This is a genomic window from Streptomyces sp. NPDC002845 (assembly GCF_053591955.1).
This window is the reverse complement of sequence record NZ_JBSFUU010000001.1, coordinates 235202-258065: the sequence shown is the minus strand read 5'-3', so window position 1 is coordinate 258065 and position 22864 is coordinate 235202. Positions and strand designations below refer to the sequence as shown.

The 22864-nt window shown below is 70.5% G+C and carries 25 protein-coding genes; 14 read left to right on the top strand and 11 right to left on the bottom strand.

Annotation, left to right across the window (positions count from 1 at the left end; translation table 11 throughout):
* Nucleotides 1-109 precede the first annotated feature (109 nt).
* From ACWD3C_RS01115 to ACWD3C_RS01085, 7 genes are all read left to right on the top strand, one after another.
* On the top strand, nucleotides 110-871 hold the full coding sequence (locus tag ACWD3C_RS01115; RefSeq protein ID WP_451138684.1) for an alpha/beta fold hydrolase: 762 nt from the start codon (nucleotides 110-112) through the stop codon (nucleotides 869-871).
* Between the two features lie 216 nt (nucleotides 872-1087).
* Nucleotides 1088-1732, top strand: a complete 645-nt coding sequence (locus ACWD3C_RS01110; protein ID WP_451138682.1) for a choice-of-anchor M domain-containing protein — start codon at nucleotides 1088-1090, stop codon at nucleotides 1730-1732.
* Nucleotides 1729-3456 carry a choice-of-anchor M domain-containing protein gene (locus ACWD3C_RS01105; RefSeq protein ID WP_451138680.1) on the top strand — a complete coding sequence of 576 codons (1728 nt, stop codon included), beginning with the start codon at nucleotides 1729-1731 and terminating at the stop codon, nucleotides 3454-3456. The genes ACWD3C_RS01110 and ACWD3C_RS01105 overlap by 4 nt, the downstream gene beginning before the upstream one ends.
* The gene (locus ACWD3C_RS01100) at nucleotides 3453-4979 is read left to right on the top strand and encodes an anchored repeat ABC transporter, substrate-binding protein (RefSeq protein WP_451138678.1); all 1527 of its coding nucleotides are present in this window, start codon (nucleotides 3453-3455) and stop codon (nucleotides 4977-4979) included. Before ACWD3C_RS01105 ends, ACWD3C_RS01100 begins: the two co-directional genes overlap by 4 nt.
* Nucleotides 4979-6583, top strand: coding sequence for a TIGR03773 family transporter-associated surface protein (locus ACWD3C_RS01095; protein WP_451138676.1), 1605 nt, complete (start codon nucleotides 4979-4981; stop codon nucleotides 6581-6583). Before ACWD3C_RS01100 ends, ACWD3C_RS01095 begins: the two co-directional genes overlap by 1 nt.
* Nucleotides 6580-7338: an anchored repeat-type ABC transporter ATP-binding subunit gene (locus ACWD3C_RS01090; RefSeq protein ID WP_451138674.1), complete on the top strand. Its 759-nt coding sequence runs from the start codon at nucleotides 6580-6582 to the stop codon at nucleotides 7336-7338. Before ACWD3C_RS01095 ends, ACWD3C_RS01090 begins: the two co-directional genes overlap by 4 nt.
* Nucleotides 7335-8231 (top strand): anchored repeat-type ABC transporter permease subunit, encoded by an 897-nt coding sequence (locus tag ACWD3C_RS01085; protein ID WP_451138672.1) that lies wholly within the window; start codon nucleotides 7335-7337, stop codon nucleotides 8229-8231. Before ACWD3C_RS01090 ends, ACWD3C_RS01085 begins: the two co-directional genes overlap by 4 nt.
* Here ACWD3C_RS01085 and ACWD3C_RS01080 read toward each other — a convergent pair.
* Nucleotides 8185-9156: a LysR family transcriptional regulator gene (locus tag ACWD3C_RS01080; protein ID WP_451138670.1), complete on the bottom strand. Its 972-nt coding sequence runs from the start codon at nucleotides 9154-9156 to the stop codon at nucleotides 8185-8187. The two genes, ACWD3C_RS01085 and ACWD3C_RS01080, sit on opposite strands and share 47 nt — an antisense overlap.
* 63 nt (nucleotides 9157-9219) lie before the next feature.
* On the opposite strand from ACWD3C_RS01080, the gene ACWD3C_RS01075 reads away from it, so the two are divergent.
* Entirely contained in the window at nucleotides 9220-10503 is a 1284-nt protein-coding gene (locus ACWD3C_RS01075) for an MFS transporter (protein WP_451138668.1), read from the top strand.
* A 308-nt stretch (nucleotides 10504-10811) separates the two neighbouring features.
* Here the strand turns inward: ACWD3C_RS01075 and ACWD3C_RS01070 are convergent, their stop codons facing one another.
* The 3 genes from ACWD3C_RS01070 to ACWD3C_RS01060 are packed head-to-tail and all read right to left on the bottom strand — an operon-like array spanning nucleotide 10812 to nucleotide 11694.
* Nucleotides 10812-11177, bottom strand: a complete 366-nt coding sequence (locus tag ACWD3C_RS01070) for a DUF6415 family natural product biosynthesis protein (RefSeq protein WP_451138667.1) — start codon at nucleotides 11175-11177, stop codon at nucleotides 10812-10814.
* On the bottom strand, nucleotides 11174-11398 hold the full coding sequence (locus ACWD3C_RS01065; RefSeq protein WP_451138666.1) for a hypothetical protein: 225 nt from the start codon (nucleotides 11396-11398) through the stop codon (nucleotides 11174-11176). Before ACWD3C_RS01065 ends, ACWD3C_RS01070 begins: the two co-directional genes overlap by 4 nt.
* A gap of 2 nt (nucleotides 11399-11400) precedes the next feature.
* The gene (locus tag ACWD3C_RS01060; RefSeq protein ID WP_451138664.1) at nucleotides 11401-11694 is read right to left on the bottom strand and encodes a hypothetical protein; all 294 of its coding nucleotides are present in this window, start codon (nucleotides 11692-11694) and stop codon (nucleotides 11401-11403) included.
* 282 nt (nucleotides 11695-11976) lie between these two features.
* Between ACWD3C_RS01060 and ACWD3C_RS01055 the strand changes: the two genes are divergently transcribed.
* The 6 genes from ACWD3C_RS01055 (at nucleotide 11977) to ACWD3C_RS01030 (ending at nucleotide 15867) form a co-directional block, all read left to right on the top strand.
* Nucleotides 11977-12849, top strand: coding sequence for a helix-turn-helix domain-containing protein (locus tag ACWD3C_RS01055; protein ID WP_451138662.1), 873 nt, complete (start codon nucleotides 11977-11979; stop codon nucleotides 12847-12849).
* A complete protein-coding gene (locus tag ACWD3C_RS01050; RefSeq protein ID WP_451138660.1) occupies nucleotides 12846-13070 on the top strand; it encodes a DUF397 domain-containing protein in 225 nt (74 codons plus the stop codon). Before ACWD3C_RS01055 ends, ACWD3C_RS01050 begins: the two co-directional genes overlap by 4 nt.
* A 506-nt stretch (nucleotides 13071-13576) precedes the next feature.
* Nucleotides 13577-13945, top strand: a complete 369-nt coding sequence (locus tag ACWD3C_RS01045; protein ID WP_451138782.1) for a hypothetical protein — start codon at nucleotides 13577-13579, stop codon at nucleotides 13943-13945.
* Nucleotides 13830-14120 (top strand): GNAT family N-acetyltransferase, encoded by a 291-nt coding sequence (locus tag ACWD3C_RS01040; RefSeq protein WP_451138658.1) that lies wholly within the window; start codon nucleotides 13830-13832, stop codon nucleotides 14118-14120. The genes ACWD3C_RS01045 and ACWD3C_RS01040 overlap by 116 nt, the downstream gene beginning before the upstream one ends.
* A 10-nt stretch (nucleotides 14121-14130) precedes the next feature.
* On the top strand, nucleotides 14131-14703 hold the full coding sequence (locus ACWD3C_RS01035) for an N-acetyltransferase family protein (RefSeq protein ID WP_451138656.1): 573 nt from the start codon (nucleotides 14131-14133) through the stop codon (nucleotides 14701-14703).
* Between the two features lie 156 nt (nucleotides 14704-14859).
* Entirely contained in the window at nucleotides 14860-15867 is a 1008-nt protein-coding gene (locus tag ACWD3C_RS01030) for a sigma-70 family RNA polymerase sigma factor (RefSeq protein WP_451138654.1), read from the top strand.
* On the opposite strand, the gene ACWD3C_RS01025 is transcribed toward ACWD3C_RS01030, so the two are convergent.
* The 7 genes from ACWD3C_RS01025 to ACWD3C_RS00995 form a co-directional block, all read right to left on the bottom strand.
* Nucleotides 15760-16152: an STAS domain-containing protein gene (locus tag ACWD3C_RS01025; protein ID WP_451138652.1), complete on the bottom strand. Its 393-nt coding sequence runs from the start codon at nucleotides 16150-16152 to the stop codon at nucleotides 15760-15762. The genes ACWD3C_RS01030 and ACWD3C_RS01025 overlap by 108 nt on opposite strands.
* 56 nt (nucleotides 16153-16208) lie before the next feature.
* Nucleotides 16209-16805: a Uma2 family endonuclease gene (locus tag ACWD3C_RS01020; RefSeq protein ID WP_451138650.1), complete on the bottom strand. Its 597-nt coding sequence runs from the start codon at nucleotides 16803-16805 to the stop codon at nucleotides 16209-16211.
* Nucleotides 16806-16924: 119 nt separating this feature from the next.
* A complete protein-coding gene (locus ACWD3C_RS01015) occupies nucleotides 16925-18208 on the bottom strand; it encodes a thymidine phosphorylase (RefSeq protein WP_451138774.1) in 1284 nt (427 codons plus the stop codon).
* 75 nt (nucleotides 18209-18283) lie between these two features.
* Nucleotides 18284-18673: a cytidine deaminase gene (locus ACWD3C_RS01010; RefSeq protein ID WP_451138772.1), complete on the bottom strand. Its 390-nt coding sequence runs from the start codon at nucleotides 18671-18673 to the stop codon at nucleotides 18284-18286.
* A 14-nt stretch (nucleotides 18674-18687) separates the two neighbouring features.
* Complete coding sequence (locus tag ACWD3C_RS01005) at nucleotides 18688-19953, bottom strand: ABC transporter permease (RefSeq protein WP_451138648.1); 1266 nt, start codon at nucleotides 19951-19953, stop codon at nucleotides 18688-18690.
* Nucleotides 19950-21080 carry an ABC transporter permease gene (locus ACWD3C_RS01000; RefSeq protein WP_451138646.1) on the bottom strand — a complete coding sequence of 377 codons (1131 nt, stop codon included), beginning with the start codon at nucleotides 21078-21080 and terminating at the stop codon, nucleotides 19950-19952. The genes ACWD3C_RS01005 and ACWD3C_RS01000 overlap by 4 nt, the downstream gene beginning before the upstream one ends.
* Complete coding sequence (locus tag ACWD3C_RS00995) at nucleotides 21080-22648, bottom strand: ABC transporter ATP-binding protein (protein WP_451138644.1); 1569 nt, start codon at nucleotides 22646-22648, stop codon at nucleotides 21080-21082. Before ACWD3C_RS00995 ends, ACWD3C_RS01000 begins: the two co-directional genes overlap by 1 nt.
* Nucleotides 22649-22864: the final 216 nt, after the last annotated feature.

Sequence of the window (22864 nt, the reverse complement as noted above, 5' to 3'; positions counted from 1 at the left end):
CGCACGATACCGCCTACGCGCGTAGAGCGCCTGTTGGGGAGTTGGCCGATACCCAATGGTGACCCGGCGGACGGGTGGCGTACACCACGGCTTCTGACACTGTTCTGTCATGTCACAGCAAGCGATGCCCGTGCGCAGGGCCCGACTTGGGCGGTCCATCGGTCCGGAGCAGGCGGCCGTGAGCGGGGCGGTGCTGCTGCTCCCGGCCGGTGACGAGGTCTCCATCCGCAGGCCCTCCCCCATGATGGCGGCCGCCTCCGTCCACGCCCTCGGCCGCCGTCTCGCCCGCGCGGGCCGCGACGAAAGCCTGGTCGTGCACGTCGTCCACTACCGCTACCGCGGCTGGAACGGCAGCGAGGCGCACCTGGCGCGCGACGCCGACTGGGCCGCCGACGAGATCGTGCGCCGCTACGGGGATGTGCCGGTGTGCCTGGTCGGCCTTGACATGGGCGCGCGGGCCGCGCTGCACGCGGGCGGCCACACGGCCGTCAACTCCGTCGTGGCGATCGCCCCCTGGCTGCCCGAGGACGACATGGCGGCCGAGCCGGAGCCGGTGAAACAGCTCGCCGGGCGCCGGGTGCTGATCGTGCACGGCACGAACGACGAGCGCGTCGACCCCGAGCTGTCCTTCCGTTACGCGGCCCGCGCGAAGAAGACCAACCCCGGCATCTGCCGCTTCGAGGTCCACTCCGACCGACACGCCCTGCACCAGCACCGCGACGAAGTGCACGCGCTGGCCGAGGACTTCATGATGGGCTCACTGTTCGGCCGCCCCTTCGCCCGCCCGGTCGAGGACGCGCTCGCGGCGCCTCCCCCGCTGGGGCTGCGGATGCCGCTGGCGGCGGGGTTCGGACAGTCGCTGCGGCGCTGAGGGCTCCGCCGGGAGTGCGGTGTTTCGTCTGCGGCGCCGTCGTGGCTGGTCGCGTCCCGCGGCGGAGCCGCTGATGTCACCGCCCCGCGCCCCTTCGGGGCGCCGGTCACACCGCCCCCATCTTTACGGCACAACCCCCTTGCATCCTCCAATTGAAAATGATTATCGTCTTGGTCGTGCCCATGGCGGGCATGTCCATGACCTAGGGGGCTTCCCTTGCGTACCCGCAACCGTCTGCTCACTGTCGCCGGAGTCGCCGCGGCCACGCTGGCCGCGGCCGGACTCAACACGTCGGCCTTCGCCGCGACGACGCTCTCGTCGGGCCACGTCGACGTCCTCGACGCCGAGTGGGACGGCACCGATCTGCACCTGCACGTCCACGACGAGGAGAACGAGACCGAGTACGAGCCCGCGGACGTGACGCTGTCCGTGCCGGCCGCCGCCAAGGTCGCCAACCCCGGCTTCGGCTTCCTCGGCTCCGGCAGCGAGGTCTGGCTGCTGCCCGACACCGAGCTGGAGGCCGACGCGGCCGGCGTCCTGTTCCCGGGCATCTCCACCGAGCACCTCCCCACCGGCGTCTTCGCCAACGACCGGGTGACGTACACCCTCACCGGCGCCACCCGCGACGGCGCCGCCACCGACGACTTCAGCGTCTACGCGGGCTCCGGCACCCGCTGGTACGACAGCAACCCGAACATCACCACCTTCAAGTCCAGGCCCTTCGGCGTCGCCACGCACAACCACGCCAACTGGGCCTTCGAGGAGGCCGGCACCTACGAGCTGACCTTCCGCGTCCAGGGCACGGTCGGCGGCGTGACCGAGTCGGCCACCGCGACGTACACCGTCGTCGTCAGCTCGTGAGGCGGGCCCTGACGCGCGGCGGACGCGCCGACGAACGCACTGGTGGACGTGCGGTCACCGCCGCTGCGCTGTGCGCGGCGACGGCGGTGCTCGTGGGCGCGGCAGGGCTGGTCGCCGGCGGCAGCGGGTCGGCCCGCGCCGCCGGCGGTGCCGTCGTCCTCGACGAGGGCGAGTTCGACCTCGCGCCCCGACTGGTCGACGGCAAGCTGGAGTTGCGGCTCGACGACCGAAGCGGCGGCGACGGTGCGGCGGTCGTGCGCGAGCCCTCCGAGGTCGTCGTGCACGCCGGTCCGGCGACCAAGGAGTCCGTGATCTCACCGGCGTACCCGATCATCGGGGAGCTGCTCGACGCGTACTTCCTCAACGGCTGGGAAAACGCGGGCCAGATCTTCGCGCCGGAGCCGGGCTGGAACGGCACCGGGGCGGGCGGTGACGACACCGAGGTGCGGCTCTCGGGATTCGAGGGGCCGGGGCGGTTCGCCCTCTACACCTACACCCGCGAGATGGACAACAACGACGAGAGCGCGGTGCAGCACCTCAACAGCGGTGACGGCGCGGCCGGTTCGTTCACCCTGGCCGGGGACGAGCAACGGGCGGTGCCCACCTGGGCGTTCACCGCAGAGGGCATCTACCGTCTCACGCTCACCGTGACCAGCGGCGGTTCCACCGACACCGAGACGCTGGCCGTGGTGGTGGGCGACGACGTCGACCCCGCCGATGTGCTTCCCGGCGACGGCACGACACCGGCTCCGACGCCGACCGACTCGCCCACTCCGACCAGCGGTTCACCCAGCCCGACACCGACCTCCACAGCTCCCAAGGCCCACGTCGTCGACAACGGCCACATCGATCTGGCCGCCCGCCCCGTGGACGGCGGGCTCCAGTTCCGGATCAAGGAGGGCACGTCGCAGTCGTACGAGTGGTACGAGCCCGGAGAGGTCGTCCTGCACGTGAAGCCGGCGGCCAAGCGGAGGATCACGGCGGGGTACGAGTTCCTGGGCGCGGTCGGCGACCCGGTGTGGTGGCTGCCGCTGCAACAGCTCGACGGTCTCGTCTGGCCCGGCTGGAGCACGGAGGAGTTCGCCAAGGCCGACGTCGACGGGAGCATCGGCTACCGGCTCGACAAGGTGCAGGGGCCGGGCGCCGTCGCGGTGTTCAACTCGGACTCGTTCGGTTCCCTGGACGTCCGCCTCAACAGCGGCGACGGGCTGCCGGACACACTCGCGCACTCCGTGCACTCGCACAGCCACTGGAACTGGACGTTCGCCGGGGAGGGCGTCTACCGGACCACGTTCACCGTGAGCGCCACCCTCGCCGACGGCAGGAAGGTCAGCGACACGGAGACGATCGCCTGGGTCGTCGGGGACGACGTGGACCCGTCGACGGTGACGCCGGGGGCGGGGGACGAACCCACGGCAACGCCGACCGCATCGGCTTCGCCGTCGAACTCGGCAACCGCTTCGGTGTCGCCTTCGGTGTCGGCTTCGGTGTCCGCTCCTGCTTCCGTGACGCCTTCGGAGAAAGCGACAGACTCCCAGAACCCGCCCGGCTCCGAGTCCACGACTACGAGTGGTGGCTCGTCGAGCGGCGGCACCACCGTCAACGGGGGCGGGCTCGCCTCCACCGGTTCCGGTGCCGGGGTGATCGCGGGGATCGCCGTCGTCGCGCTGCTCCTCGGTGGCGGAACGGTGTTCGCCGTAGGAAGGCGGCGTACCGCACAGTGAGAAAACGAATCGCACACACCACGGCTGCCGCGGCGGCCTGCGCACTGCTCGTCAGCGGCTGCGGCGGGCCCGACCAGGGCTCGTCCGACGCCGAGTTGACGGTGTCGGCCACCACCGCGATCGTCGCCGACCTGGTCCGCCAGGTCGGCGGCGACCGTGTGGACGTCACGTCGATCGTGCCGCACCACGGCGACCCGCACTCGTACGAGCCGAGCCCGGGTGACGCGGCCACGGTGGCGCGGGCCGATGTGGTGTTCAGCAACGGGCTGCTGCTCGAAGAGCCCGGGATCATGAAGATGGTCCACAGCAACGCGCCCAAGTCCGCGACGAAGATCGAGATCGCCGAGACGCTGGAGCAGTACGGCGGCACGGTCATGAAGCTGGAGGAGGACCTCGGCCTCGACGTGCTGTGGCTCGGCTGGGCGGTCGAGGGCGAGGTGGCGGGCGACGGCTCCCAGGTCCGGACCACCGCGACGGAGTTGGAGGGACCCGGCGAGCTGCGCGTGTACCTCACGGACACGCTCGGCCGGCCCAAGGTGTACGTCGACTCGTCCGACGGTTTCGACTCCTCCGACTCCTTCGCCCTGCCACCCGAGGCGCACACGCACGTCAACTGGGCGTTCAGCGAGCCCGGTACGTACCGGCTGACCGTCGAGGGGCGCACCGAGACGCTCGACGGGAGGACGGCGGAGGTCGGCAGCGGCACGTTCACGTTCACCGTCGGGGACGCGGCCGAGCCGCCGGAGGGCGCCACCGTCCTCGACGGCGGCCACGCCGACGTGACGCTCAACGCCGAGACGCGGCAGGTCTACGTACGGTCCGAGGACGAGGCCAGCGGCGCGCGCAGGCAGCTCGCCGCCGACGAGGTCGTGCTCAACGTGCCCGACCGGGCCAGGGAGTCCGTGCCCGAGGAGGAGGCGTACGGCTTCCTCGGGGCGCCCGGCGACGACGTGTGGGTGCTCCCCCAGGCCGTCATCGGCAAGCACGTCCACGGTGACCTGGACCCGCACGCCTGGGAGGACGTCGCCAACGCCCAGGCCTACGTCCGGCGCATCGAGGCCGAGCTGATCAAGGCCGATCCGGCGGGGCGGGCGACGTACGAGAAGAACGCGGAGGCGTATCTGAAGACGCTCGCGAAGCTGGACGAGGAGGTCGCGAACAAGCTCGCGACCGTCCCCGGGCCGAACCGCAAGCTGATCACCACGCACGACGCCTTCGGCTATCTCGCCAAGGCGTACGGCATGGAGATCGCGGGCTTCGTCGTCCCCGTACCGAACCGGGAGCCCAGCGCCGCCGAGGTCGAGAAACTCGGCAACACCATCCGCGAGCAGCGGGTCCCGTCCGTCTTCCTGGAGCCCAACCTCGCGTCCCGCGCCGATGTACTGCGCCGGGTCGCCCAGGACGAGGGCGTCGGGATCTGCACGATCTACGGCGACTCGTTCGACGACACCGTCCACGACTACGTATCGATGATGCGGCACAACGCGAACGAGCTCGCGAAGTGCCTTGGGGAGGACGCCTGATGAGGGCGATGGGGGCGATGGGGGCGATGGGTTCGAGGCGGAGGGTCGCGATCGCCGTGGTGGTCGCGGCGGCCGTGGTGTCGGGGGGCGGCGGCGCTGTCGCGGATGACCGTACGCCGGTTGCTGACGGGCTCGGGCGGATCGCCTACGCCGACGGGGCGCTGACCCTCGATCCGGCCGACGGCGCCCATGTGATCGAGGTCGGCGAGGCGGGTACGGCCGAGGGCTCGGCGCCCGGGTGGGACACGACCGGAGTGCCCGTCGGGGCCGTCGCCGGGGACCGGGTGCGGTGGTCACTGACCGGGCTGGACGGGCCGGGTGAGGTGAAGGTGTACGGAGAGACGGGGAGCGGTCCGGTCTTCGACAGCTCGGATGACGTGCCTGATGTGTACGAGGTCCCGGTGGGCCAAGTGGGCGGTGCGCGCTGGGAGTTCAGTGCCGAGGGGACATACCAGGTGATCTTCTCGGCAGAGGCGACCACGACCGAGGGGCGGGACCTGTCCGTCGGGACCGTCTACACCGTGCGGGTCGGGGGTGGTGCGGGGGTGGTCGACGTGGCTCCGCGGCCCGGGGAGACAGCCACTGCCGGGGACGAGAGTAAGGGTCCTGCTGAGGAGGAGGTCCCGGCTGAGGGTGAGGTGCCCGCTGAGGAGGAGGCTGCGCCCACGCTCACCGAGGCCAGGTCACCGAAGTCTCCGAGGTCGGCGTATACGGCCGCCACCACCCGCGGGCTCGCCGCCTCGGATGCCGTCTCGACGCGGACGGTCCTCGACGAGGGTCACGTCGACTTCGCCGCGCGGGTCGTCGACGGCGGGCTCCAGATCCACGTCAAGGACGGCACGGTCTCCGGGAAGACCACCTGGCGCGAGCCCTCCTCCGTGGTCCTGCACGTCAAGTCCGCGGCGAGGAACACCCTCCCCGACGGCGACGAGTTCAGCTTCCTCGGCGCGGCCGGCAGCCCGGTGTGGCTGCTCGACCAGGTCCAGCAGGAGGGGCTGCTGTGGCCCGGCTGGTCGACCGACAACATCGCGGCCGGGGCCGCCGAGGGCGGGGTGACGTTCTCGCTGACCGAGGTGGAGGGCCCGGGGACGTACGCCCTCTACACCTACGACGCCATGTCCGGCGCCAATGTGCTGTTCAACAGCAAGGACGGGGTTCCCGACTCCTTCGACGTCGCCGCCAACACGCACGCGCACGGCGGGTGGGCGTTCACCGAGGAGGGCACGTACCGGCTGACGTTCCGGATGAGCAGCAGGCTGGCCGACGGGACGGCGGTGAGCGACACGGAGACGGTGGCGTTCGTGGTGGGGGACGGGGATACGTCGGGGGTGGTGCCCGGGGATGGTTCGCCGTCCGACTCTTCCGGTTCATCCGGTTCATCCGGTTCATCCGGCTCGTCCGGGGATTCGGGCTCCAACTCCTCGGACACGTCCGGCACTTCATCGGAGGACGACTCGAAGAGCGACGGGGAAACGCCGTCCGGCTCCATGGCCCACACCGGCGCGGGCGACCCGGCGCTGGTCGGTTCGGTGGCGGCGGGGCTGGCGCTCGTGGGCGGCGGGGCCGTGTGGGGCGTACGGCGACGGAGGGGCCGTACGACATGAGCCACGGAATGAATCACGGCACGCATACGGTGCTGAAGGGCACGCATACGGTGCTGAAGGTCGAGGGCGTGTCCGTCGTACTCGGTGGGCGGCCCGCCCTGACGGACGCCTCGCTCACCGTCGACACGGGCGAACTGGTGGGGTTGATCGGGCCCAACGGCGCGGGCAAGACAACCCTGTTGCGGGCGGTGCTGGGCCTGGTGCCGTTGGCCTCGGGGGCCGCGCGCTGCGAGTCGGCGCCCATCGGATACGTGCCCCAACGGCACGAGTTCGCCTGGGACTTCCCGATCGACATCGCGGGGGCGGTGCTGACCGGCCGTACGCGGTCCATCGGGTGGCTGCGGCGGGCGAGGGCGGCGGACCGCGAAGCCGTGGACCGGGCGCTGGAGCTGACCGGGCTGGCGGAGCTGCGCCGCCGCCCGATCGGCGAGCTGTCCGGCGGCCAGCGGCAACGCGTGCTGGTGGCGCGCGCCTTGGCTGCTGAGCCTCAACTCCTCCTGCTGGACGAGCCGTTCACGGGTGTGGACGTACCGACGCAGGAGCTGCTCAATGACCTCTTCCGGCGGCTGACCGGCGAGGAGGGCAAGGCCCTGCTGATGACCACCCACGACCTGGCGGCCGCCGCGCGGACCTGTGACCGCGTGGTGCTGATCAACCGTACGGTCGTCGCGGAGGGCGGACCGGAACTGCTCGCGGACCCGGAGCAGATGCTGAAGGCGTTCGGGCTGGACCGCGCGATGGGGGTGGCGGTGTGATCGACTTCCTGCTCGACCCCTGGCAACTCCCCTTCATGCAGCGGGCGTTCGGCGTCGCCGTCATCACCGGGCTGGTGTGCGGGGTGGTCGGGGTCTATGTCGTACTGCGCGGGATGGCGTTCATCGGCGAGGCGGTGTCGCACTCGGCGTTCCCGGGGGTGGCACTGGCGTACGCCTTCCACGGCAATCTCCTCCTCGGCGGGGCACTCGCCGGACTGACCACCTCCCTGCTCATCGCCCTCGTCTCGCAGAACCGGCGGCTGAAGGAGGACACCGTCATCGGGGTGTTCTTCTCCTGTGCGTTCGGGCTCGGCATCGTGCTCGTGTCGACGCAGGACAGCTGGTCGACGGACCTGTCGTCGTTCCTGTTCGGGCAGGTGCTGGCCGTCGGCCCGGAGGACGTGTGGATGGCGGCGGGGCTGGGGGCCGTACTGGTGGCGGTGATCCTGCTGCTGAGCAAGGAGCTGGTCGCGGTCAGCCTCGACCGGGAGACGGCGCGGGCCGCCGGGCTGCCGGTCATGCGGCTCGACCTGGTCCTCTACACCGTCGTGACCGCCACGATCGTGATGTCCCTGGAGGCGGTCGGCAACGTCCTCGTCCTGGCTCTGTTGATCACTCCGGCGGCCGCTGCCCGCATGCTCACCGAACGGCTGTGGGCGATGACGCTGCTGGCGTCGGTGTTCGGGGGCGCGGGCGCGCTGGCCGGGCTGTATGTGTCGTACGCGTACGACCTGGCGGCGGGCGGCTCGATCGTCTGCGTACTGACGGCGTTGTTCGTGGTGGTGTGGTGTCTGGCACCACGTCATGGACTGATACGACGGGTACGGCGGGTACGACGGCTGCGGCTCAGTCGGGGAGCAGCCGCCCCCGCCGTGACAGCAGGAACTTCTTGAAGGCCGCCACCGGCGGTGTGTCCGGGTGGCCGTCGAGCCAGGCGACCCCGATCTCGCGCGCCGCGCGCGGGGCGGTGACCGTCAGCTCGACGACCCCCGGGCGGGGCACGGCCGGCGGCGGCAGGAGCGCGACGCCGAGCCCGGCGGCGACGAGTCCGCGCAGGGTCTCGGCCTCCTCCCCTTCGAAGGCGATACGGGGTTTGAAGCCGGCCTCCTTGCAGAGGTCGTCGGTGATACGGCGCAGGCCGTAGCCGGGTTCGAGGGTCACGAACGTCGCGTCGGCGGCCTCGGCGAGCCGGATCCGCCTGCGGGAGGCGAGGCGGTGGTCGGCGGGGACGACGAGCCGCAGCTTCTGCTCGTCCAGCCGACGGGCCACGAGGTCGGGCGCGTCCGGCACGGGCGAGGTCAGGCAGAGGTCCAGCTCGCCCGCCCGCATGCGCTCGATCATCGCCTCGCCGTAGTTCTGGACGAGGCTGAAGCGGACGCGCGGGTGGTCGGCGCGGAACGCCTGGATCAGACCGGGTACCGTCTCCGCTCCCATGGTGTGCAGGAAGCCGAAGGCAACCTTGCCGGTCGCCGGGTCGGCGTCCGCCCGCACCGACTCGGCGGCCCGCTCGACCTCGGCGAGGGCACGCTCGACGGAGGCGAGGAAGGTCCGTCCGGCGGGGGTGAGCGCCACGGTCCGCCCGCGACGGGCGAACAGGTCGACCCCCAGATCCTGTTCGAGCCGGACCATGGCCCGGGAGAGCGTGGACTGCGGGACCTGCATCTCCTGGGCGGCCCGGGTGACGTGCTCGGTGCGGGCGACTCCGGCGAAGTACGCGAGGCGGGGGGCGAGCAGCGTGACGATGTCTTCGAAGTGTTGGATGTCTCGTGTGTCACCGGACGGTGACAGGTACGGCTCTGACCTCTGCTGATGCATCATGGGAACGATTATGGCGGTTCCGTGCATTGGACGGATGAGTGGTGGCGTCCGTACGTTCGAGACATGCCCAGCGCCAGTACCGGGGCGTCCACGACCGTGGGCGCCGTACCGACCGTTTCCCCTGCCACGTCCGCTTCTGACTCCCGTATGACTCCGGGCGGGCCCGGCTACCGCCGTATGAGCCTGGCGCTGTTCCTCGCGGGCGTCGCGACCTTCGCGCTCCTGTACTCCACGCAGGCTCTTCTGCCGCTCGTCTCGGGCGAGTTCGGGGTGACGGCGAGTGAGGCGAGCTGGACGGTGTCGGCGGCGACGGGTGCGCTGGCGCTCTTCGTGCTGCCGATGAGCGCGCTGTCGGAACGGTTCGGGCGGCGTACGTTGATGACCGCGTCGCTGGCGGTCGCGGTGGCCGTCGGGCTGCTGGTGCCCTTCGCTCCGTCACTGGGCGCGCTGGTGGCACTGCGGGCGGTGCAGGGGGCGGCGCTGGCCGGGGTGCCGGCGTCGGCGACGGCGTACCTGGCCGAGGAGGTCCGCCCCAAGGCCCTGATCACCGCGATCGGTCTCTTCGTCGCGGGCAACAGCGTCGGCGGGATGAGCGGCCGGGTCATCACCGGCTGGGTCGCGCAGGAGTGGGGCTGGCGCGTCGCGCTCGGTTCGCTCGGCGTGATCGCGGTGGGCTGCGCGGTGGCCTTCCGGGCGCTGATCCCGGCGCCCCAGCACTTCCGGGCGGGGTCGTCGCGGCCACGGGTGCTGGTGCGGACGGTTCGGGAGCACCTGTCGAACCCGCTCCTGTGCCGCTTGTACGCGATCGGCGCACTCTTCATGACGGTGTTCGGCGCCGTCTACACGGTCATCGGCTACCGCCTGACCGAGGCCCCCTTCTCCCTCCCCCAGGGCATCGTCGGCTCGATCTTCCTCGTGTACCTGGTGGGGACCGTGTCGGCGTCCGCGGCGGGGAGGCTGGTGGGGCGGCTCGGGCGTCGGGGCGCGCTGTACCTGGCGGGCGGTACGACGACGACGGGGCTGGTCGTGTCGCTCACGGACTCGCTGCCGCTGGTCCTGCTGGGGCTGGTCCTGATCACGGCGGGCTTCTTCGCGGGGCACGCGGTCGCCTCGTCGGCGGTGAGCCACACGGCCACGCGGGGGCGGGCGCAGGCCTCCGCGCTGTACCAGTCCGCGTATTACGTGGGGTCCAGTGTGGGCAGCACGTTGGGGGCGGTGGCGTTCCATGCCGGAGGTTGGGGCGGGACGGTCGGGCTGGGGATGCTGGCGGTGGCCGGGGTTGTGGGGGTCACGGTGGTGGGGTCGCGGGCGGCTCGGGCTCAGCGGGGGCTGGTGGGGGCGCACTGAGGTGTGCGCGCCTCCGGCCGGGTTTCCGTTCCCGGCCGGAGGGGCGTCTTGCAGTGCGACCTGACTGCCATACGGTCGCCGTGGGGCGCGTCAGTCGATCGTCATCGTCGGCACCACGGCGAGGACGAGGGCGGACGGGTGAGCACGGCGAGCGGACGCGGGTCCGGCGTGGCGAGGTGCGCGTGCTCGTGGTGCGCCCACACCTCCCGGCCAGGCCCTGAGTTGCCCGGCTTGTCCGCCACCGGCCTTCCCGAAGCCTGCTCGGGTGGTCCGGCCGTCGCAGTGGCGGCACACGTGCAGGGTCGCGGTCACGGCCGCTCACCGCCCAGCTGTTCCAGGTGGTCGCAGAGGGTGTTCACGGAGCGGGCGAGTCTGCGCGCGTACCTGGTGGCGACGTCCAGTGCGGGGTGGGGCGGGAGGTCCAGTTCCCTGCGGGCCTCTGCCCCGAACACGAGCGCACCTGCGACCGGGACCGCCATACCGGGGGCGTCGTCGGGCACCTCCTTCGCGGCTCGCTCGGCTTCGGGGATGAGCAGCTCCAGGTGCCCCCGCAGCGTGAGCGTCAGCGTCTCCAGCTCACCCGCAGAGAGCGGCTCGGCGTCGTCCGCGAGCAGGCGGGCCGCAGTGGCGCGCATCGTCTCGACGTCAACGGGCAGAGAGTCGTCCACCGTCACGGCATCTCCCCTCGGGACCGCGCGTTGACCACGGCCACGCCCGCGCTGATCGCCTCGGCGAGCGTGACCTGCCGCAGCTTCTCCGGCCTCGCGTCCCACTCGCGGCCTCCGCCGACCGGCCGCAACTGCACGTACGGCCCCTCGAACCCCATGACCCTGCCGACCTTCTTGCGGCCGGTGTCCTCGACGGTGTCGCCGAGGCGCGGCTCGTAGACGGTCATCGTCACCGCGCCTCCCCTGCCGAGATGGACATCGGGTGCGTGCACTCCTCCGGCGGCGGCACGTAGAGGCGCACGAGGCCGACAACAGGGTTGTCCTCGACAGCGGGCGGCCACAGGTGCGGCGCCCTGCGGCGGCGGGCCTGGCCGAGGACGATGCCCCAGTACTGCGGCGACGGGCAGCGCACCGACAAGCTGCGGCCAGTCTCCGGGGCCGCGCTGGAGGCGGGGCGGCCGGATACGGGCGGCCCGAACAGGAGTGTTCTCACCCATTCGAGCAGGCGTGGTACAAGGGTCACTGTCGACTCCATTCCAGTCGGTCACGCCCCGGGGTGTTCACGCACCGCCGGGGTTTTTACGTGCGTCGGTCCATGCCTCGGGACGTCCTTGTGTCACCGGGCCTGTGTCACCACCGTCCCGCCTCAGTCGCGGAATCCGCAATTGAATCTGCTGGGAATCAGCCTTAGTTGATGAATCGGCATATGCTGAAGCGTGCGCATGGCTTCCGCTGCGAGCACATCGGATGCCACGCTGATTACAAGGCAGACGTCGGCGCTCGCATCGCCGGAACGGGAGGGCACATGGCCGCAAGACCCCAGCCAACGGCCAGGCGCATTGGGCTCGGTCACGAGCTGCGGCAGCTGCGCAAGGAAGCAGGCCTCACCATCGCGCAGGCGGTGGACGGGCTGAGCGTCGACGAGAGCACACTTCAGCGGGTCGAGACCGGGTGGAAGTCTTTCCGGCAGGCCAGTCACTTGCGCGAGCTGTTGGAGCGCTACGGCATCGCGGACGACGACCACGTGGACCGGCTCGTCGCCCTCCAACGCGAGGCGTCCAGCCGGGAATGGTGGGCGGACGGCAGCACGAACATGCTCTCGGGCATGCCCCGGTTTCTCGGCATCGAGGCGGCAGCGCGGGAGATCCGTGCCTTCCATCCGTCCGTCATTCCGGGGCTGCTGCAGAGCGAGGCGTACGCGAAGGCCGTACACGAGGTGCATAAGCCCATCGACGAGACGACGACGGAGTTCATGCGGCAGAGCGTGCACCTGCGCATGAGGAGAAAGGAGGCACTGACACGAGACGACGACCCCCTGAAGCTATGGGCGATCCTCAACGAACCGGCCCTGCGCTACCCCGTCGGCGACACGGACGTGATGCGCGAGCAGTACGACGAACTCGCCAGGCTCGCGGACCAGGAGAACGTCACGCTCCAAGTACTCCCTCAAGGGGAGCGTGGCTACGTGGCGCTCCACGACGTGAACATCATGATCTTGGGCGATGGGCTGCCGACGACCATCCAGAGTGACACGGCGATGCGCACCGTCGCCGTCACGGACAAGCCCCGCGAAGTCGACCGGTTCAGCCGGATGTTCGACGCCATGGTGTCGAACGCGCTTCCCCCTCGGGACACTCCGAAGTTCCTGCACCAGCTATCGCGAGAGATCACAGAATGAACACTCAGCCCGCCACGGTCCTGGCATCCGAACTGGAGGGCGCGGACTGGACCAAGTCCTCCTACAGCAACAACGGCGGCAACTGCGTCGAGACCGCCGGCCTCGACGGCACAGTCGCCGTGCGCGACTCCAAAAACCCCAACGGACCGGCCCTGCTGATGCCGTCCTCGGCCTTCGAGTCCTTCATCACCGGCATACGGGACGGACACTTCGACGCCTGACCTCGTACGCACGACTGCGGCCCGCTCCAGGAGAGTTGGACGCTGTTGGCGAAGTCCGGCCTGTGGCGTGGGCGGACCGACGAGTGGACCATGTGTGGCGGTGCCCGACTCGGAAGCGTGAACACTTCGGGCCGAAGTGTTCACGCTTCCGCGACAGCCCCCACCCGCACTGGATTCGCCAACAGCATCCAGGAGAGTTGGAGCGGGCCACAATCATGAGTACCGCACGCTGGCCCGGCCTACGACGAGATCACGCGGCTGGGCCAGCGGTGAGTGCAGGAGTACGCCCCCGAGGCGGTCGCCACCCACATCAGCCTCGCCCGCAACCTCCTTTCCTCCGGCGAGGCCGACGCGGCTCTCGCGTCCGGACACGACGCTCTCGCGTTGCTCCCTGAGGTACGCAGCCCCCGGTGGAGCGCGCATCTGGCACAGTTCCACCGCGACGTTCTCAACTGCGGGCCAAGGGGTACCGCAGACTTTGCAGACCACTACCGGGAGGCGGCACCATGACGGCGGAAGTGCTCACGCTCAGCTACTACAGGCGCGAACACCTGCCGCAGATCCGCTCCCTACTCGTGGACGTGTACGCCGAGGTCTATGCCAAGAACGCCGCCCACGACCCGTTCCACTCCGTGGAGCGATTCGAGGAACGGCTGTCTGGTCACGCCTCGGGACCGAGCTGGGCCTGTGTCATCGGCGAGATCGACGGCGAGACGGTGGGCTACGCGTACGGGCGGCTGGACAGCGTCCGCGAGTGGCATGAGGTCCTGCACCCCGTCGACCCGGGAGTACGGCGTGGAGGGCACTTTCGGCCTGTGCGAGATCATGGTGCGGACGCCGTGGCGCGGGAAGGGCATCGCCCGCGGCATCCATGATGAGCTGATGAGGCTGCGGACGGAAACACGTGCTTCGCTGCTGGTGGACAGCCAGCGTCCCAAGGTCCGCGCCCTGTACGAGAGCTGGGGCTACCGGAAGGTCGGCCAGATGCAGCCCTTCGAGGACTCGCCCCGCTACGACGCCATGGTGCTCGACATAACTCGCATCGGCTGAGGAGGAGACAGTGACCACCCCGAGCACCCGCACCGACGCGGTAATCCGCACCTATGGGCCCGGCGAGGTCGTGCCGATGGTCGATGTCCTCGCCGACATCTGGGCCGATGCCCACCCCGAGTTGGTCGACAACCCTGGCGCCGAGGCGATGGGCTTGTCCGTGCCCGCGCTCCACCGCCAGATCGGGAGTCACCTCAAGCACCCCGGTTTCGCTTTGACCGTGGCGTACGTGGACGGCAGTGCCGTCGGCTTCGGGTACGGATTTCCGTGCAGTCCTGAATACTGGTTCGGTCCCGGCCTGATCGACCAGGTGCCCGAGGGCGCCCGTACGGAGCGCCTGATGGGGCTGTGCGAACTGGCCGTGCGCCCACCTTGGCAGTCCCGGGGCATCGGTACCCGGCTCCACACCGCGCTACTCAGGGCCGTCAACCCGACGTGGTCCTCGCTGCTCGCGCTGCCCTCCAACCAGCGCGGCCACGACCTGTACGCACGCCTCGGCTACGAGTACGCGGGCCCGTACCGCAACACCCCCGACGGCCCCGAGTTCGACCTGCTGCTCCTGCGCCTCGAAGACGCGGCTTGAGGAGGAGGCCGCAAGGCCGATCCCACGGCAACGCCACCACAACCCTGACCTGCGCCTTTCCCCACTCCAGGCGCCGTTGTCAGTGGGCTGCGGTAGCGTCCGAAGGGCTGGGCGCGGAAGGCGCGTGATGGGTACGGCCACAGGGGTGGGTGCACGATGGGCAGCGGAACGGCGACGACGGCGGACCTGGACGTCAGGCTGGAGAAGCACCGGGTCGAGCTGACGGGGTACTGCTACCGGATGCTCGGCTCGTCCTTCGAGGCCGAGGACGCGGTGCAGGACACGATGGTGCGGGCCTGGCGGAATTACGAGAAGTTCGAGGGGCGGTCCTCGCTTCGGTCCTGGCTCTACCGGATCGCCACCAATGTGTGTCTGGACATGCTGACGGCGGGCAACAAGCGGGCCCGCCCCATGGACCTCACCGACTCGACACCGCTCGCCCAGGCGGCCCTCGCGCCCCGCCCGGACAACACCTGGCTGGAGCCGGTCCCCGACGACCGCGTGCTCCCGACGACCAGCGACCCGGCGGAGGCGGCCGTGGCGAAGGAATCCGTGCGGCTGGCCTTCGTCGCCGCCCTGCAGCAACTGCCCGCCAAACAGCGCGCGGTGCTCATCCTGCGCGAGGTGCTGGCCTGGAAGGCGAGCGAGGTCGCCGAGCTGCTCGACACCTCCGTCGCCTCGGTCAACAGCGCGCTTCAGCGAGCCCGGGCCACCCTCGCGGAGAGCAACGGGCACGGCGCGGAGGCCGCCGTCTCCGATCCGCTGGACGAGGAGCAGCAGAAGCTCCTGGACCGCTATGTCTCCGCCTTCGAGGGGTACGACATGACGGCGCTGACGGCCCTGCTGCACGAGGACGCGGTCATGACGATGCCGCCGTTCGACCTGTGGCTGACGGGCACGCTGGACATCACGGGCTTCATGACGACCCTGGGCGCGCCCTGCGCGGGCTCCCGGCTGGTGCCCGTGTCCGTCAACGGCCTCCCGGGCTTCGCGCAGTACAAGCCGGACCCGGAGAAGGGCGGCTACGCCCCGTGGGCCATCCAGGCACTGGAGATCTCAGAGGGCCGTATCACCGGATTCCACTGCTTCCTCGACACCGCCCGCTGGTTCCCCCTCTTCGGGCTGCCCCTCCACCTCGAAGCTGAGCCCGACGAGGCCGAGTAGCGCGCGCAGTGCCGGGTCAGGGTCCCGCAGCCGGATGCGGCCCCCGGCCCGGCGGGCGGCGAGCTGGAGCCGGGCCAGGACGTCGACGGCCCCCAGCCCCGGCGGCCCGATCCCGGCGACGTCGCACACCACGACGCCGCCCCCGGCCCCTTCCAGCTGCGCGCGCACCTCGTCACAGAGCCGGGGTACCTCGTCCTTGGTGACGGGTCCCGGCAATACGAGTACGAGTACGGCGGGTGTCGTTGCGTCCACGATCGGTAGACCGGGCGGAGAGGCGTAACTCATCGGACGGCCCTGGCAGCCTTGGCTTTCCGATCGCCGTGGGTGTCGGCTGCCTCCTCCTACTTGGCCGGGAACACACTGGTGTCCAGCGTGAAGCCGAAGGGCTCGGGAAGTTCGATCGCGTCACCGAACTTGCCTGCGCGCAGCACGCGGTACACGTCGCCCTTCGGCTCACCGTAGAGCGTCACGGTGGGACCACCGGGGGCCCAGCCGTCGATGAGCAGGTACAGCGGCACTCCCGCCTGCGCATAACCCGCGGCCTTCTTGATCCGGTCGTTGCTCGCGTTGGACTTCGAGGTGATCTCCACGACGAGCTCGGCGGCGGCTGCGGGGATGTAGTTGCCCTCCCCCTCGGCGTACAACACTCCCCTCGGGGCTACAGCAAGGTCAGGGATGTAGAGCCCGGCACGAGACGGAACAGCCGTGCCGAGCGTCTGGTAGATGCCCCAATCCTCGGGGATGACCTGGTAGAGGCGGCGCTGGACGAGGTCGGCAATGTCGTTGTGGGCAATGGACGGCGGTGGTGCCACGGTGACGATCCCCTCGATGATCTCCACCTTGCAGCCCTCGGGGGCGTCCGTCTCCTGCCAGATCCGGACGAGGTCGTCCCACTCGTGGCCACTGGCCGGCGTGTGGTCGACGGTGAGTGCGCTCATGGCGGTCTCCAATCGGTGCGTCACCGATCCCAGCATGCCGAACGGGACCGGCGACGGTCCACCGATCCCGTTCACCCGAAAGAAGCCTCGGCATCAGCGGCTCCGGCCGCGGGCCCAGCTCAGGCAATACGCTCCAGCACCACTGGCGACGCTGTGAACGCCGTACCCGCCGCCCCGATGTCGTACGCCCCCTCCACCGCTTGAAGCGCATACGCGAACCGCTCCGGCGTGTCCGTGTGGAGGGTCAGCAGGGGCTGGCCCTCGGTCACCCTGTCGCCCGGCTTGGCGTGCAGTTCGACACCCGCGCCCGCCTGGACCGGGTCCTCCTTGCGGGCGCGGCCGGCGCCCAGGCGCCAGGCGGCGACGCCGATGCCGTACGCGTCGAGGCGGGTGAGGACACCGGACGACGGGGCCTTCACCACGTGCTGCTCCCGCGCCACGGGGAGTTCCGCGTCCGGGTCGCCGCCCTGCGCGGCGATCATGCGGCGCCAGACGTCCATCGCCGAGCCGTCGGCCAGGGCCTTCGCCGGGTCCGCGTCCTTCACGCCCGCCGCGTCCAGCATTTCGCGGGCCAGGGCCAGGGTCAGTTCGACGACGTCCGAGGGGCCGCCGCCCGCGAGGACCTCCACCGACTCCCGTACCTCCAGCGCGTTGCCCGCCGTCAGGCCCAGGGGGGTCGACATGTCCGTCAGGAGCGCGACCGTCTTCACGCCGTGGTCCGTGCCCAAGCCCACCATCGTCGACGCCAGCTCCCGCGCGTCGTCCAGGGTCTTCATGAAGGCGCCCGTGCCCACCTTCACGTCCAGGACCAGCGAGCCCGTGCCCTCCGCGATCTTCTTGGACATGATCGAGGAGGCGATCAGGGGGATCGCCTCGACCGTTCCCGTGACGTCACGGAGTGCGTACAGCTTCTTGTCCGCGGGGGCCAGGCCGTCGCCCGCCGCGCAGATCACCGCGCCGGTGCCGTCCAGGACCGACAGCATCTCCTCGTTCGAGAGCAGCGCGCGCCAGCCCGGGATCGACTCCAGCTTGTCCAGGGTGCCGCCGGTGTGGCCGAGGCCCCGGCCCGACAGCTGCGGGACCGCCGCGCCGCAGGCGGCCACCAGCGGGGCCAGCGGCAGCGTGATCTTGTCGCCGACGCCGCCCGTGGAGTGCTTGTCGGCCGTCGGACGGGACAGGGAGGAGAAGTCCATCCGCTCGCCCGACGCGATCATCGCCGCCGTCCAGCGGGCGATCTCCTGGCGGTTCATGCCGTTGAGCAGGATGGCCATCGCGAGCGCGGACATCTGCTCGTCGGCGACCTCGCCGCGGGTGTACGCGTCGATGACCCAGTCGATCTGCTCGTCACTGAGCTCACCGCGGTCCCGCTTGGTGCGGATGACGGAGATGGCATCCGTCGACAAGAGCGTCATGGCGTTCCTTCCGGGAAGTGCGAAAAGTACGGCCCCCCTGAGCAACTCAGAGGGACCGCAGGAGAGTTACTGGGTGAGATGCGCCGGTCCGAAGGCCTGGGGCAGCATCTCCGACAGCGGCAGGATGCCCTCCGGTGTCTCCAGCAGCAGGCCGGGGCCGCCGAACTCGTACAGCAGCTGGCGGCAGCGGCCGCACGGGACGAGGATGTCGCCCTTGCCGTCGACGCAGGTGAAGTGCGTCAGCCGGCCGCCCCCGGTGTTCTGCAACTCCGAGACGAGACCGCACTCGGCACACAGGCTGAGGCCGTACGAGGCGTTCTCGACGTTGCAGCCGGAGACGATCCGCCCGTCGTCGACCAGGGCCGCGACGCCGACCGGGTAGCTGGAGTACGGGGCGTACGCCCGGGACATGGCGTCCCGGGCCACCGTACGCAGCTTGTCCCAGTCGGCCGTCATGAAGGCCGCCGAGGTCACTTGCCCTGTCCCTTCCGGTACGGCATGCCGTTCGCCCTCGGCATCCGCAGGCGCTGGGCCGACAGGGCGAGGACGATCAGTGTGATGACGTACGGCGTGGCGGAGACGACCTGGTTCGGGACCTCGTCGGTGCCGGCGTACCAGGCGAACATCAGGGCACCGATGACGACGGTGATCACGGCCGGGACGTACTTCTTCTGGATCACCAGCCAGACGGCGCCGATGACGAGCAGGAGGGAGCCGAGCAGCAGCAGCGCGTGGACGTTCTCGGAGCCGCCGCGCAGGTTGAGGCTGTCGGTGTAGCCGAACAGGCCCGCGCCGATGGCGAGTCCGCCGGGCATCCAGTTGCCGAAGATCATCGCGGCGAGACCGATGTAGCCGCGGCCGCTGACCTGGCCCTCCAGGTAGAAGGGGTTCGCGACGATGGACAGGAAGACGCCGCCCAGACCGGCCAGGCCGCCCGAGATGATCACGGCGAGGTACTTGTACTTGTAGACGTTGACGCCGAGCGACTCGGCCGCGACCGGGTTCTCGCCGCAGGAGCGCAGGCGCAGGCCGAAGGGGGTGCGCCACAGGATCCACCAGCTGGCGGGGATCAGCGCGATGGCGATCAGGGTCAGCCAGGAGACGTTGGTGACCAGACCGCCGAGGAGCCCGGCGATGTCCGAGACGAAGAACCAGCCCTTGTCGTTGAGATCTCGGAGCCCGTCGGAGAGCCCTGGCACCGTGAAGTGGCCGAGGGACTCCACCGGCGGGGACTGCTTGGCCGAGCCGCCGGTGTGGCCCTCGAAGGCGAGGGGGGCGAGGTAGCGGGTGGCGCCGAGGGCGAGGATGTTGATGGCCACACCGGAGACGATGTGGTTGACGTTGAAGGTGACGGTGACGAAGGCGTGCAGCAGACCGCCGAGCGCGCCGCCGAGGATGCCGACCAGGACGCCGGTCCACGGGCCCCACTGGAAGCCGGCCCAGGCGCCGAACCAGGTGCCGAGGATCATCATGCCTTCGAGGCCGATGTTGACGACGCCCGCGCGCTCGGCCCACAGACCGCCGAGGCCGGCGAGGCCGATCGGGACGGCGAGCTGGAGCGCGGTGGACATCTGGCTGACGTTGGTGATGCCGTCGGCGCCGGTGATGATGCGGACGATCGAGGTCAGCGCCAGGGCGCCGGCGATGATCAGCAGGAGGACGGGGAGCGTCAGCCTGCGGCCGACCGGGGCGGCGGGCTGCAGCGTGGGCTGGTTGATGTCGGTCGCGGTGGTCATCGGCCAGCCACCTCCTTCTGGGTGTTGTTGTCGGCGGAGTGGCCGAGGACGTGGCCCGCGGCGAGTTCGGCGCCGACGAGGCGCTGCTGGCGGCGCAGACCCCATTCGCGTACGGCCTCGTACGAGACGACGACCGCGAGCACGATCAGGCCCTGCATGATGACCGCGATTTCCTTGTCGTAGTCATGGAAGTCCAGCTCGGGGGACGCCTTGTCGAGCCAGGCCCACAGCAGGGCCGCGAAGGCGATGCCGGTGGGGTTGTTGCGGCCGAGCAGGGCGATGCCGATGCCGAGGAAGCCGATGCCGGTGGGGAAGTTCAGGCTGTACGTGTGGGTGTCGCCGAGCAGGATCGGCAGGCCCGCGAGGCCGGCGATGCCGCCGGAGACCAGCATGGCCATGAGGACCATGCGCTTGGGGTCGACACCGCTGGCCGCGGCGGCGGTCTGCGAGGCGCCCGAGGCGCGCAGGTCGAAGCCGAAGCGGGTGCGGTTGAGGACGACCCAGTAGCCGATGCCGAGCAGCGCGGCGAGGACGACGAGGCCGTAGATCTCACCGGCGTCGCCCAGGTCGAAGCCGGGCACCCAGCCGGACTCGGCCATCTCGCCGGTGGTGTTGTTGTTGCCGACCTTGACGCCGAAGACGTCGGGCAGCCACAGGTAGGCGATGACGGAGGTGGCGATCGCGTTGAGCATGATCGTCGCGACGACTTCGCTGACCCCGCGGGTGACCTTGAGGACACCGGCGATGCCGGACCAGAACGCGCCCGTGCAGACGGCGGTCAGGAGCAGCAGCGGGATCTGGAGGACGGCGGGCAGGTCGGCGTGGGCGCCGACGATGGCGGCCGTCATGGCGGCGAGCTGGTACTGGCCGTCGACGCCGATGTTGAACAGGTTCATCCTGAAGCCGATGGCCACCGCGAGCGCCGCGATGTAGTACATCGACGCCTGGTTGATGATCAGCACCTGGACGTCGGAGAACGTGGCCTGCTCGAACATGATCGCGTACGGCTCGACCGGGCTCTTGCCCGAGGCGATCAGCACGACCGAGGTCAGGGCGAAGGCCACGGCCAGCGCGATGACCGGCCCGGCCACCGCGAGGAGCGCGCGCTCCTTGTCGAACTTCTTCATCAGCGGGCCTCGTCTTCGCCGGACTCAGGAGACTCAGGGGCGTCTTCGGGGGTCTCTTCGTGCTCCAGGTGACCGGAGGCGGCACCGGTCATGGCCGAGCCGAGTTCCTCGGGGGTGATGGTGGCCGGGTCGGCGTCCGCGACCAGCTTGCCGTTGTAGATCACCCGGAGCGTGTCGGACAGGCCGATCAGCTCGTCGAGGTCGGCGGAGATCAGCAGGACGGCCAGGCCCTCGCGGCGGGCCTCGCGGATGTGGTCCCAGATGGCGGCCTGCGCGCCGACGTCCACACCGCGGGTGGGGTGGGCGGCGATCAGGAACTTCGGCTTGTGGCTCATCTCGCGGCCGACGATCAGCTTCTGCTGGTTGCCGCCGGAGAGGGAGGCGGCGGTGACGTCGATGCCGGGGGTGCGGACGTCGTACGCCTCGACGATGCGGCGCGTGTCCTCCTGGGCGGCCTTGGGGTCGATCCAGATGCCCTTGGCGTTGGGCTTCTCGGTGACGTGGCCGAGGATACGGTTCTCCCAGAGGGGGGCCTCCAGAAGCAGGCCGTGGCGGTGGCGGTCCTCGGGGATGTAGCCGACGCCCTGTTCGCGGCGCTTGCGGGTGGCCCAGGCGGTGATCTCCTCGCCCTCCAGCGCGATGGTGCCGGAGTCGGCGTGCTTGAGGCCGACGAGCGCGTCGACGAGTTCGGTCTGGCCGTTGCCCTCGACGCCGGCCAGGCCCAGGACCTCGCCCGCGTGGATGGTGAAGCTGATGTCGTCGAGGAGGGCCTTGCCGCTGGCCGCCTCCAGGCGCAGGTCCTCGACCGTGATGACGGGGCGGTCGGTGACCGTGGACTCGGCGGTCTCGGGGGTGGGCAGTTCGCTGCCGACCATCATCTCGGCGAGCTGGCGGGAGGTGGTCTCGGCGGGGACGGCCGTGCCGACGGTCGTGCCGCGGCGGATGACGGTGATCTCGTCGGCGACCGAGAGGACCTCGCCCAGCTTGTGGGAGATGAAGATGACCGACAGGCCCTCGGACCTCAGCTCGCGCAGGTTGGCGAAGAGCGCGTCGACCTCCTGCGGCACCAGGACCGCGGTCGGCTCGTCCAGGATCAGGATGCGGGCGCCGCGGTAGAGGACCTTGAGGATCTCCACGCGCTGGCGGGCGGCGACGCCGAGTTCCTCGACCAGGGCTTCGGGGCGCACGCCGAGGCCGTACCGCTCGGAGATCTCGTTGATCTTGCGGCGGGCGCGGGCGCCGATGCCGTACAGCTTCTCGCTGCCCAGCACCACGTTCTCCAGCACCGTGAGGTTGTCGGCGAGCATGAAGTGCTGGTGCACCATGCCGATGCCGCGGGCGATGGCGTCGGCGGGGCTGTGGAAGGTGACCTGCTCGCCGTCGACCGCGATGGTGCCCTCGTCCGGCTTCTGCATGCCGTAGAGGATCTTCATCAGGGTCGACTTGCCGGCGCCGTTCTCGCCGACGAGGGCGTGCACGGTGCCCTTGTGGACGCTGAGGTGGATGTCGTGGTTGGCCACGACGCCCGGGAATCGCTTGGTGATGCCGGCGAGTTCGACTGCGGTCACCTGACCGCCCGCCGCATCGGCCGGAGGGCTGCTGGACGCGTTGATGGCGCACTCTCCTGGGGAAGGGGGTCGTCTACGCGCGTAGCGCCCCTACGGCATACAAGGGGCCGACGCACCGCTGACGACGGGGTGGGGGGGGGCCGCGGCCCCCCCCCCCCCCCCGGGGGGCGACCCCCCCCCGGGGATGCTGCGCGGGGTGGGGGTGGAGCGGGGGGT